The 11,621-nt window shown below is 65.6% G+C and carries 11 protein-coding genes; 6 read left to right on the top strand and 5 right to left on the bottom strand.

Annotated features, from left to right (window positions below; all coding sequences use genetic code 11):
• Positions 1-8: 8 nt before the first annotated feature.
• Positions 9-1,421, top strand: coding sequence for a sigma-54 interaction domain-containing protein (locus tag C7H85_RS15835; protein WP_106730672.1), 1,413 nt, complete (start codon positions 9-11; stop codon positions 1,419-1,421).
• On the opposite strand, the gene C7H85_RS19745 is transcribed toward C7H85_RS15835, so the two are convergent.
• Positions 1,403-1,570, bottom strand: a complete 168-nt coding sequence (locus tag C7H85_RS19745; protein WP_158260106.1) for a hypothetical protein — start codon at positions 1,568-1,570, stop codon at positions 1,403-1,405. The genes C7H85_RS15835 and C7H85_RS19745 overlap by 19 nt on opposite strands.
• 229 nt (positions 1,571-1,799) lie before the next feature.
• Between C7H85_RS19745 and C7H85_RS15830 the strand changes: the two genes are divergently transcribed.
• Both C7H85_RS15830 and C7H85_RS15825 read left to right on the top strand, forming a co-directional pair.
• A complete protein-coding gene (locus C7H85_RS15830) occupies positions 1,800-2,246 on the top strand; it encodes a MarR family winged helix-turn-helix transcriptional regulator (RefSeq protein ID WP_106730671.1) in 447 nt (148 codons plus the stop codon).
• A gap of 124 nt (positions 2,247-2,370) precedes the next feature.
• Complete coding sequence (locus C7H85_RS15825) at positions 2,371-2,790, top strand: organic hydroperoxide resistance protein (RefSeq protein ID WP_106730670.1); 420 nt, start codon at positions 2,371-2,373, stop codon at positions 2,788-2,790.
• A gap of 306 nt (positions 2,791-3,096) precedes the next feature.
• Here the strand turns inward: C7H85_RS15825 and C7H85_RS15820 are convergent, their stop codons facing one another.
• Positions 3,097-4,368 (bottom strand): mechanosensitive ion channel family protein, encoded by a 1,272-nt coding sequence (locus C7H85_RS15820; protein ID WP_106730669.1) that lies wholly within the window; start codon positions 4,366-4,368, stop codon positions 3,097-3,099.
• A gap of 103 nt (positions 4,369-4,471) precedes the next feature.
• Positions 4,472-5,155: a glutathione S-transferase gene (locus C7H85_RS15815; RefSeq protein ID WP_106730668.1), complete on the bottom strand. Its 684-nt coding sequence runs from the start codon at positions 5,153-5,155 to the stop codon at positions 4,472-4,474.
• A 731-nt stretch (positions 5,156-5,886) separates the two neighbouring features.
• Between C7H85_RS15815 and C7H85_RS15805 the strand changes: the two genes are divergently transcribed.
• Positions 5,887-7,848, top strand: a complete 1,962-nt coding sequence (locus C7H85_RS15805; RefSeq protein ID WP_106730666.1) for a methyl-accepting chemotaxis protein — start codon at positions 5,887-5,889, stop codon at positions 7,846-7,848.
• Between the two features lie 136 nt (positions 7,849-7,984).
• On the opposite strand, the gene C7H85_RS15800 is transcribed toward C7H85_RS15805, so the two are convergent.
• Complete coding sequence (locus tag C7H85_RS15800; RefSeq protein WP_158260105.1) at positions 7,985-8,842, bottom strand: LysR family transcriptional regulator; 858 nt, start codon at positions 8,840-8,842, stop codon at positions 7,985-7,987.
• 109 nt (positions 8,843-8,951) lie between these two features.
• Between C7H85_RS15800 and C7H85_RS15795 the strand changes: the two genes are divergently transcribed.
• Together C7H85_RS15795 and C7H85_RS15790 are read left to right on the top strand one after the other, a co-directional pair.
• The gene (locus C7H85_RS15795) at positions 8,952-10,202 is read left to right on the top strand and encodes a YbfB/YjiJ family MFS transporter (RefSeq protein ID WP_158260104.1); all 1,251 of its coding nucleotides are present in this window, start codon (positions 8,952-8,954) and stop codon (positions 10,200-10,202) included.
• On the top strand, positions 10,133-10,342 hold the full coding sequence (locus C7H85_RS15790; RefSeq protein ID WP_106730663.1) for a tautomerase family protein: 210 nt from the start codon (positions 10,133-10,135) through the stop codon (positions 10,340-10,342). The genes C7H85_RS15795 and C7H85_RS15790 overlap by 70 nt, the downstream gene beginning before the upstream one ends.
• Positions 10,343-10,345: 3 nt before the next feature.
• Here C7H85_RS15790 and C7H85_RS15785 read toward each other — a convergent pair whose 3' ends face one another.
• Positions 10,346-11,614, bottom strand: coding sequence for an amidohydrolase (locus C7H85_RS15785; RefSeq protein WP_106730662.1), 1,269 nt, complete (start codon positions 11,612-11,614; stop codon positions 10,346-10,348).
• Positions 11,615-11,621: the final 7 nt, after the last annotated feature.

Here is an 11,621-nt window from a genome sequence, read left to right as displayed (position 1 = left end):
ACGCCGCCATGTCGCAAACGGACCGCCTGGTGCTCGACACCATCATCGCCACCGCCCAGGACCACCTGTTCCTGACCGACGCCGGGGGCCGGGTGCTCAAGGTCAGCCCCGGCAGTACCGCCGTCTACGGCCTGAGTCCGGAAGAGCTGTGCGCCACCACGGTGCAGGAGCTGGAACGCCGGGGCGTGCTCTCGCCCTCGGTCACCCTGGAGGTGATCCGCACCGGTCGCCCGGCCCAGCTGATGCAACACACCGCCACCGGCCGGCGGGTGATCGCCGAGGCCTTTCCCATCTTCGAGCAGGGCCGGCTGAGTCGCGTCGTCAGCCGCTCCCGGGATCTCACCGACCTGCAGCTGCTGCAGGACGAATACGCCCTGCTGCAGCGCCGCTTCAGCGAACACCTCAAGCGGGGCAATGCCCCCTCCCTGGGGGAAGAGCTGGAGCTGGACGAGCTGGAAGCGCAGAGCCAGTTGCTGCGGGAAGTGGCGCAGTTGCTGAAGAGGGTGGCGCCGACCGACGCCACCGTGCTGATGCTGGGCGAGTCGGGGGTGGGCAAGACCGCCTTCGCCCGCCAGCTGCACCGCTGGAGCCAGCGCCGCCAGGGGCCCTTTATCGACGTCAACTGCGCCGCTATTCCCGACTCCCTGTTCGAGTCGGAGATGTTCGGCTACCAGCCCGGCGCCTTCAGCGGCGCCGCCCGTCAGGGCAAGGCCGGGCTGCTGGAGCAGGCCGAGGGCGGCACCCTCTTCCTCGATGAAATAGGCGAGCTGCCCCTGGCCATGCAGACCAAGCTACTCAAGGTGATCCAGGACGGCACCATCACCCGGCTGGGCGATACCCAGCCGCGGCGGGTGGACTTCCGGCTGGTGGTGGCCACCAACCGGGACCTGGCCCGGCAGGTGGAGGAAGGCTCCTTCCGCCTGGATCTCTACTACCGGCTCAACGTGATACCGGTGACCATCCCCCCCCTGCGCGAGCGGCGGGAAGACATCCCCGGCCTGGTGGAGCTGCAGCTGCAACGGCTCAACCGCCGCTACGGCGGCCACAAGATGCTGCACGCCGGCGTCTGGCCGGTGCTGATGGGCAACGACTGGCCCGGCAACGTGCGCGAGCTGGAAAACTGGGTGGAGCGGGCCTGGCTGTCGGCCCCGGGGGAGCTGATCGGCGCCCTGGCGGAGAGCCCGCGGGAGCCGGGCCCTGTCCCGGCGCCCCAGCCGTCGGCCCCCGCCCCCGCCCTGGCGCCGGGGCAGGGCCTGAAGGCGGCACTGGAAGAATGTGAAAGGGCCATACTGGCCGAGCTGTGCACTCAGTTGCCCAGCACCTATGCCATCGCCGAGCGGCTGGCCATCAGCCAGCCAAGCGTGGTGCGCAAGCTGCAGAAATACCGCTTGGGCATCGGCGATCAGCCCGCGTCCCGGTAGCCCGTCATCTGCGCCAGCCGGTGCGGCACCAGGTGAATGATGAGCAAGCTCGCCAGGATAAAACCCTTTACCAGCAGCGGTGCCATCAGATAGGAAAATTCGAGGTGGCAGGCCTCCAGCCAGTGCTGGCAGGACAAGTGATCTTCCATACGCTCCCGGCGGTCTTGATCTGCCGGTGCAGAATGGCCCGTGGCCAGCATGATGGTGGCGGAAACGGACAAGGCCGAATGAAGAAGGACACCGTCCTCCCCATGCACCGACACCCGTAGCGCCATGAGATCGGATATAATAGCCGCCAGCTCACCACGGCTGCGCCGAGACGCCGCAGTCCGGCTTGTGCCGGGGTGAAAATGAACATGACAGATTAAGGTAACCCGGATGGACAATCGCTCCTGCGAGGCCCTCAGGCTGGACAACCAGCTCTGCTTTGCCCTCTACTCGACTTCCCTGGCCATGAACAAGCTGTACAAGCCGTTGCTGCAAGCCCTGGGCCTCACCTACCCGCAATACCTGATCATGCTGGTGCTGTGGGAAGAAAATGGTATCACCGCTACCGAACTGGGCAAACGGCTGGTGCAGGATCTCGGCGCCCTGAGCCCGGTCATCAAGCGCCTGGAAGCCCAGGGGCTGCTCACCCGGCAACGGAGCCCGGACGATGAACGCAAGATCCAGCTGCGGCTCACCGACGCCGGTAAGGATCTGCGGCAGCGGGCCGGCACCATTCCCGGCGAGGTGCTTTGCGCCAGCGGCCTGGATGTAGAAGCCGCGCTCAAGCTCAAGGCCCAGCTGGAAGAGGTGCGCAAGACCCTGCAGGAACTTATCTAGAAAATCGAACAGCACAATCTAAAAATAATATTATCGCAATAATATTTATCGCGATAATATCACCTCGTTCCCGACATCGTTGCCATGATGCAAGGGCCACCAAAAACCATACGAGGATTCCACCATGCAAGTACTGTACAAAGCTATCGCCACTGCTACCGGTGGCCGTGACGGCCACGCCAAGTCATCCGACGGCATCCTGGAGGTCAAGCTCAGCACCCCCAAGGAACTGGGTGGCGCCGGTGGTGAGGCCACCAACCCCGAACAACTGTTTGCCGCCGGTTACTCCGCCTGCTTTATCGGAGCCCTCAAGTTTGTCGGGGGCCAGAGCAAGGTGGCCATTCCTCAGGACACCAGCATCCGCGCCGAGGTAGGCATCGGCCAGATCCCCGGCGGTTTCGGCCTGGATATCGATCTTTTCGTCCGGTTACCGGGGCTGGATCAGGCGGTGGCGCAAGATCTGGTCGCCCAGGCCCACCAGGTCTGCCCCTATTCCAACGCCACCCGCAATAACGTCGACGTCCGTCTTCACGTCGAAGTCTGAGCCTGGCCGGCAAGGCTCCACTACGGGCCTTGCCGGCATTCCCGCCCGGATATGCCGGTTTTTCTTGCGGGCGGTCCTCCTGCATCATCCCGGCTTCCCCAGATCCTGCTTCGCCAAGCGGATGGAGCCCAAACACGGAGATAGCCTTGGGCCGGTGTTGATCCTGTGGTCACTGCAGGAAAGCCGCCGCTTCCCTTCCACCGGTCGTCGCGCTGCGCCTCGTCCGACAACAGGCAGAAAGCGGCGATCTGGCCTGCACTCGCTTCCGGATACTGAAGATGAGGGCCGTTAGGCGCCCACGCATGCCTAGCCCGCGTCCCGGTAGCCCGTCATCTGCGCCAGTCCCTCGCCCAGCGCCCGCATGTCGTAACCGGTGGGAGTCTGGTGCACCCGCAGCCCAAACTCGGGCAGTACCGCGAACACATGGTCGAAGATGTCGCCCTGGATACCCTCGTATTCCACCCAGCTGGTGGTGTTGGTAAAGGCATAGATCTCCAGCGGCACCCCGCTCGAGCCCGGCTCCAGCTGACGCACCATCAGCGTCATCTGCTGGTGAATACGGGGGTGCGCCTTGAGGTAGGCGGCCAGGTAGGCACGAAAGGTGCCCAGGTTGGTGAGCCGGCGGCCGTTGACCAGGGACGACAGGTCCGCCTGCTGCTCGCTGTTGTAGCGGCCCAGTTCCTGCACCTTGCCGTCCAGGTAGGGCGCCAGCAGCTGTGCCCGGCACAGCCGCTTCAGTTCGGCCTCATCCAGGAAATGCACGCTGCTGGCATCCAGGTGCAGGCTGCGCTTGATCCGCCGGCCGCCGGATTCGCTCATGCCGCGCCAGTTCTTGAAGGAGTCGGAGATCAGCGCATAGGTGGGAATGGTGGTGATGGTGTTGTCCCAGTTGCGCACCTTGACCGTGGTCAGGCCGATGTCGATCACCTCGCCGTCGGCCCCGTACCTGGGCATTTCCAGCCAGTCTCCCACCGACAGCATGCTGTTGGCGGACAGCTGGATGCCGGCCACCAGCCCCAGTATGGGGTCCTTGAATACCAGCATGGTCACGGCGGTCATGGCGCCCAGGCCGCTGAACAGGATCACCGGCGACTTGCCGATCAGCAGCGACACCATCAGGATGCCGATAAGGAGCGCACCTACCAGCTTTACGCCCTGGAAGATGCCGCGCAGCGGCAGCTTGCGCGCGGTGCGCGACTGGACCGAGATGTCCAGCAGCGCGTCGAGCAGGGAAAACAACGACAGCAGGCCGAACAGCAGTATCCACAGGTGGGCGATGGTCTGGATCACCGCCAGGGTAAGGCCACCGCTCAGCCAGAGCCCGGCCTGCAGGTAGATGATCACCCCCTGCAGGGTGAAGGCCAGGCGGTTGAACAGCTTGCTGTCGAACAGCGCCCGCTTCCACCAGTGGCGGGAGCGCCGGGCCAGCTTCTCCACCGCCCCCAGTACCAGCCGGTGCAGCAGCAGGTGGATGACGACCGAGGTGACCAGGATAAAGCCCAGCACCAGCAGCAAGGCAATCAGATCGGAAAATTCCAGTTGATAGGCCTCCAGCCAGTTCATGACTTCTGCCTGCATAAGTGACTCCCGTTGATGGTTCTATCGTGCCGGCCCGGACCGGCGTCCGCGCACAAGGCTAAGGATATGGCGTCCGCCGTCAAGGGCCGGGGCCCTTTCGGGCTCAGTCCGTCGCCGCCGGGCCATAGGCATAGGGCCCGCCGGCCTTGAGCGCGCGCAGGTAGGCGGGCCTGGCCTGCAACTGCGCCACATAGTCCCGGATACGGGGATAATGCCCGCCCATGCCGGTCCGGCTCAGCGCCGCCTCCAGCGGAAAGCTCACCTGGATGTCGGCGGCGCCGAAACGCCCGCCCACCAGCCAGTCGTGGCAGGACAGGTGATCTTCCACAAAATCGAGATGGATCTTGATCTGCTGCCGCAGGAAGGCCTTGTCCACTTCCGCCACTATCTTGTTGACCACGGGGCGGACGAAGAAAGGCACCGGCGCCGCCTTGACCTTGTCGAACACGTAGCGCATCAGCAGCGGTGGCATCAGCGAGCCCTCGGCGTAATGCAGCCAGTACACATAGTCCCACCAGGCGGGGGAGTCCGTCGCCGGCAGCAGGGCCTCCCGGCCGTAGGTCCGGGCCAGGTAGTCGACGATGGCGCCGGACTCGGCCAGGGTAAGCTCGCCGTCGGTAAGCACCGGCGCCTTGCCCAACGGATGGACCCGCTTCAGGCTCTCGGGTGCCAGTTGGGTTTTTTGGTCCCGCTCATGATGCTGAACCCGGTACTCCAGTCCCAGTTCCTCCAGCAGCCAGAGAATGCGCTGGGAACGGGAGTTGTTCAGGTGGTGTACTGTTATCACCTTGATCCCCCTTCTGATAATCCATTGTCGTGAAAGCAGATTCCGATACTGGCACAGGGCGGGGGCGGCTTCATCCGCTTTCTGTCTCCTTCCCGTTCCGCTTGGGCTGTTGTGAGTCCTGCCCATGTTATCGGCGCGGTTTTTGCCTATGGTTTGGAAACCGGCTCTGATCACCAGTCCGCAACCTGGTTTGACGCAGAGAAAAGGCGACAGACAATCGGCCGCTTGGTCAGGTTTTAAACTGCACGGGGCGCTAAAGGGGTCAACCTGCGCGACCTGCCCTGACTCCGCCTATTCCTTGACCAAGGCGGGGCTGGCAGACACGTCCATGTCGTTTTCAAGCAACTGCCCGGAGCCAACCTGCTCTAGGATGCGGAATTTAAGGACAAAGCGGGGATCTCCCCCGAAGACGAGGGCTCGTTCACACCGGAGGCATACTGGAAGCGTCCGGCAGGGTTGTCCATCGACGATCATCTGCGGATGGGGCTTGTTGTAAATCCGTGGTGAAGCAACATATTTTCGGCCTCGAGCAACACTCGTCACCGCAGTAACCTCGCCGATGGAACGGCACAAGGCAAGGACCCCTTATTCAATAGCGCAGTGAATCATTCACAGGGAGAAATGAATATGAACGGCTCCGCCAAATCAAGCAGCGGCCCATTGCCGGGCTCGTCGCCCAGGCTGTCCCTATCATCCTCGCTCCGCCGCTCTACCTTACGGAGTTCGATTCAATGACCAGCATTAAAACCAAACTGCTCGCGGCTTTTCTCTGCACCACCCTGTTGCCGGTGATCGTGGTCGTGGCGCTGACCCTGCGCAACGTCAACCAGGACGCCAAGCAACGCTTCGCCGAGGCCAGCAGCCTCGACATCGCCATCGTCGATCAGGCCTTCGGCAACTTCTTCGACACCATGGGCCACGTGGTGTCGATGATGGCGGACTATCCGATCCTGAGCCAGACCCGCGAAGGCGCCATCAGCACCTATTTCGACGAGGGCCGCAAGCCCGCCGAGGTTGCCATGGCCAACGGCGGCCGCGAGCAGCGGCTGTTCGAACTGTTCAGCGCCATCGGCAACAACAACTCGACCCTGGGGTACGTCTATATGGGCGACCGGCACGGCGGCTATCTGGAATGGCCCGGCAGCGACAACTACGGCAACTGGGATCCGCGCAAGCGCCCCTGGTTCGACCTGGGTCGCGACGGCAACTACCAGCTGGTACGGCGCGACGGCTATTACTGGGAAGGCGACGATTCGGTCTATGTCTCCCTGCTGAAAGGCTTCCAGGACGAACGCGGCGAATTCGAAGGCGTGGTGGCGGTCGACGTCTCGCTCAAGGCGCTCACCGACATGGTGCAGCAGATCCGGTTCGGGGAGACCGGCTTTATCATGATCGTCGAGGGCAACGGCAATGTGCTGGTCGATGGCGGCAATCCCGCCAACAACTTCAAGCCCCTGGCCGAACTCGGAAACTTCAAGGCGCTCGGGGCCCAGCAAGCCGGCCTGCTCGACATCACCATCGACGGAGTCGACTACATGGCCAATGTCTACCAATCGCCCGGGCTGGGCTGGAAGTTCGTCGGTTTTATGCAGCGCGACGAAGTGTACGCCGAGGCGCAGCAGCTGACGCGCACTACCCTGATCGTCAGCCTGGTGCTAGTGCTGCTGTTCGGCCTGCTGGGACTGGTGATCGCCGGCCGTATCGTCAATCCGATCAACGCAGTCAAGGGCCGTTTGAAAACCATCGCCGAGGGCGAAGGCGACCTCACCACCCGGCTCGATGTCGACAGCCGGGATGAAACCGGCGAGCTGGCGCGCTGGTTCAACCAATTCGTGGCATCGACCCAGCGCCTGGTGAGCGCCATCAAGGAAACCTCGACCAGCATGGACAGGGTTTCGGCGCGCACCAATGCCAGCGCCAGCCAGATGGCCGGTGCGATCGGGCACCAGCGCGACTCCCTGGAGCAGATCGCCACCGCCGTGACCGAAATGGCCTCGACCGCCAACGAAGTCGCCCGCAACTGCAACGACACCGCCGATGTGTCTAATCGGAGCCTCAACGCGACCCGCGACGGCAAGGAGATCATCGACCGCAGCGCCACCGGCGTCGGCCGGCTGGGCGACAGTATCCGCCAGGCGAACGCCGTCATCCTTGAGCTGGAGAAGGAGACCGGGAGCATCAACGATATCATCTCCACCATTCAGGATATCGCCGGCCAGACCAACCTGCTGGCCCTGAATGCCGCCATAGAGGCCGCCCGTGCCGGAGAGCAGGGCCGCGGCTTCGCGGTGGTCGCCGACGAAGTCCGGACCCTGGCCAACCGCACCCAACAGTCGACCGAGGAGATCAACAACATCCTCGGCCTGCTGGTCAGCCGTACCCGGACCGTATCCGTGACCATGGAGCACAGCCTGAAAGAGTCCGACGCCGCCATCGCCCTGTCCGATGAAACGAGGCAGGCGTTCGAAGCCATAGAGGCGTCGGTCGAGCAGATCCGGGACATGACGACCCAGATCGCCAGCGCCGCCGAAGAGCAGCAACTGGTGACCGAGGACATCAACCGGAACATACTGGCGATCAGCGAGTCGGCCAACCGGCTGCAGGAAATGTCCACCGAAGTCGAAGGCGCCTACGGCGAGCAGACCGGCCTCAGCCGCCAGCTGACGCAACTGGTGTCGAGCTTCAGGACCTGATGGCGCCATGCACGCCGCCGTACCGTTCGGCGGTGACGGGCCGCCGTTTCCGTTTGATCGACATGAAACCCGCTGAAACGGCGGGTTTCATGCTTTCAGGCCCGGTCTGTGTATGGTGCCCCGGTGCCGACTCTCGTTATGCCACACCACCGAGCCGCGCCAGCAGATCCTGCAGCGCCGCGCTGGGCGGCATGTCCCGGCGGCGGATAAAACAGGTATTGACCCGGGCCAGGCGCTCCGGCACCGGCAATCGCCGCAGCCCCCGGCCATAGTCCCGGTGTTCCACCACCGCCCTGGGCATCAGGCTCACCCCCATGCCGGCGGCCACGCAGCCGAGGATGGCCTCGAGCGAGCCGAACTCCATCAGTCTGAGCGGCGGCCGCCCCAGCTCTTTCAGCCAAGCGTCGAGCAGGGCCTGGTAGGAGCAGCCCTGGCGGAAACCGAGCAGGGCGCGGACACCCTCGTCCTCCAGCCCGGAACAGCCTGCCGGCGCCACCAGCACCATCTCCTCGGCAAATACCACCTGCTGCTCCAGATCCGGGTGATCCACCTCGCCCCCCACCAGGGCCCCTTCCAGCCGGTATTCCAGCACGCCCCGGCGCAGCTCGGCGCTGGTTCCGGTGTGCAGTTGGATCTCCACTCCGGGGTGGGCCCGGTGAAAGTCCGCCAGCGCCGGCGGCAGGCGGATGGCCGCCGTGGTTTCCATCGAGCCCAGCACCAGGCTGCCTTCCGGCTGCGCCCTCGGCTGCACCGACTGCCGCGCCAGTTCCGCCAGGTGCAGCATGCGCCGGGCATAGCCCTGCAGCTTTTCCGCCGCCGGCGTCGGCACCATGCCCCGGGCCCGGCGGTAGAACAGCGGCGTACCCAGGCTGCTTTCCAGCGCCTGCAGCCGGGCGGTCACGTTCGACTGCACACAGTGCAACTGGCGGGCCGCCGCCGTGACCCCACCCTGCTCCCACACCGCCAGGAACACCCTGAGTTCATGCAAATCCATCGCCATCGCCTTAGCCATCACTTTTTATGAAAGATGCATCATAACTAATCATTAGACTGGATGAGACGCAAGGGCAATCATGGGGCAGGAACGAGAACGAGGATCCCCAGTGACATCCCACGCCTCCTGGCGCCTGAGCCTGGCCGCCGGCATCACCCTGCTGGCCATCGTCATGGGCATAGGCCGTTTCGCCTATACCCCGCTGCTGCCGCTGATGCAGGCCGATCAGCCCCTGTCGGACCTGCTGGCCGGCTGGCTGGCATCGGCCAACTACCTGGGCTACCTGCTCGGTGCCCTCTGGCTGGCCTGCACCCGCCCCGGCAACAACCCGCTGCCGCGCCTGCGCCGCCAGTTGCTGCTGAACCTGGCCTGCGTGGCCGCCATGGGCCTGACCAGCGCCCCCTGGCTCTGGCTGCTGTGGCGCCTGCTGGCCGGCTGGAGCAGCGCCGCCGCCTTCGTGCTGGCCTCGGGACTGGTGCTGGAAGAGCTGGGCCGCCGGGGCCAGGCGGCCGGGAGTGGCTGGCTGTACAGCGGCGTGGGGCTGGGCATCGCCCTCAGCGCCCTGGCGGTGCCCTGGCTGGACGGCCTGGCCGGCTGGCGGGGCGGCTGGCTGGGCCTGGCGGCGCTGGGCGGACTGCTGGCATTGCTGCCCTGGTTCGGCCTGCCCGGGACGAGTGCGCCGGTACCGGCCGCGTCGATGGCCGGGCAGCCCCCTGTCCGCCGTGGCCTGCTGCGCTGGCTGCTGCTGGCCTATTTCTGCGAGGGGCTGGGCTACATCATCACCGGCACCTTTATGGTGGCCATGCTGCACCAGCAACCGGCGCTGGCCGGGCTCGGCCACCTGAGCTGGCTGCTGGTGGGGCTGGCGGCCATCCCCTCCTGCGGCCTCTGGCTGTGGCTGGGCAACCGCCTCGGCCTGCTTGGCACCCTGATCGCCGCCCACCTGACGCAGGCCCTGGGCATAGTGCTGCCGCTACTCTGGCCGGGCCCGGCCGGGGCCCTGCTCGGCGCCCTGCTGTTCGGCGGCACCTTTATGGGCATCACCGCCCTCGCCCTTTCCCTCGGCCGCCGGCTGGCCCCTTCCCGGGTCCAGGCCACCCTGGCCGGGCTCACCGCCGCCTTCGGCCTGGGCCAGATCATCGGCCCGGTGCTGGCGGGGCTGAGCCTCAGCCGCCAATACAATTACGACCAGGCCCTGCTCGGCGGCGGCCTGGTGGTGCTGCTCGGCGCCCTGGCCCTGCTCTGGGGCCGCTACCGACACCCTTTGTCAACCACCCAAGGAGAACCCTCATGCCCTACGTCAATATCAAGCTCACCCGGGAACAGGACCCCATCACCCGGGAGCAGAAGGCCGAACTGATCACCGGCGTCACCGACCTGCTGGTGCAGGTAGTGGGCCGCGGCCCCGGCACCACCGTAGTGGTGATCGACGAAGTCGACACCGACAACTACGGCGTGGGCGGCGCCACCATCACCGAACGGAGAAAGCAGGGAAAATAGCCCTTACTCCAGAAACGCCAGGGCGCCGGTGACCATGGCGGCGATGCCGGTTTCCAGGGAGGGCTTGCGGTCGGGCGCGTAGTAGGGCGAGTGGGGCATGGGCAGCTGGCGCATACGATCATAGGTCCGCTCGCCGCGGGTACCGGCCCAGCTTTCCTCGGTGGCGGCGCCGATAAACCAGTAGGCGTAGGGGATGTCCCCGCCCTCGAAGCCGCCGGCGGCGGCGTTGCCGAAGTAGGGGAAGTCCTCACTGCCGCCGAGCCGGCCCATCTCGAACAGCTGCGGCTCGCTGAAGTAGTCGCCGTGGGCCCGGCGCAGCCGTTCCACGGTGGCGGCGTCGTTGTCCAGGGTGATGGTTTCGCTCAGCACCCGGTATTCCGCCGGCTTCGGCGAGCAGCCCGCCAGGCACTCGGCGTCGATGATACGCCGGATAGCATCCAGCACCTGTTGCAGCAGCGCATCGCTGAAGCAGCGCACGTTGATCTCCAGCTCGGCGCTGTGGGGGATGATGTTGCCCTGGGTGCCCGCCTGCAGCTTGCCCACCGTCACCACCACCTGCTCGCTGGGCTCCACTTCCCGGGAGACGATGGTCTGCAGCCGCACCACGGCGTGGGCGGCGATCACCACCGGATCCACCGCCTGGGCCGGCATGGAGCCGTGGCCGCCGTTGCCGTGGATGATCACCCCCAGGGTGGTGGCCGCGGCCATGGCCCGGCCGGCGATGTGGCCCACCATGCCGGCCAGCGCCGGCATGTTGTGCTGGCCCAGGATGACGTCGGGCCGGGCGATGCTCTCATAGAGGCCGTCGTTGAGCATGGCCCGGGCGCCGCCGAACACCTCCTCCGCTGGCTGGTGCACTATCATCAGGGTGCCCCGCCAGTGCTCGCGCAGGGCATACAGCACGGCGGCGGCGCCGGTCAGGCAGCTGGCGTGCAGATCGTGGCCGCAGGCGTGCATCACCGCCGGCCCCTCCCCGCCGTGGCGGCAGCTGGCGTAATCGAGGCCGGTCCGCTCGCGGATGGGCAGGGCGTCCATGTCGCCGCGCAGCATCACGCAGGGCCCCTCGCCGTTTTGCAGCAGGCCCACCACCCCGGTCTTGCCGAGGCCGGTGGTCACCCGGTAGCCGATGGCGTCCAGCCGGGCGGCCAGCTTGCGGCTGGTTTCCACCTCTTCGAACGGCAGCTCCGGATGCCGGTGCAGGTCCTGGTAGAGCTGGTCGATATCGTCGTAGACACGCGCCAGGGCGCCCTTGATTAAATCATGTATCTGCATGGGGTTA

This window comes from Zobellella endophytica, assembly GCF_003012775.1.
In the GTDB taxonomy this organism is placed as follows: domain Bacteria; phylum Pseudomonadota; class Gammaproteobacteria; order Enterobacterales; family Aeromonadaceae; genus Oceanimonas; species Oceanimonas endophytica.
This window is presented reverse-complemented; position numbering and strand designations above follow the sequence as displayed.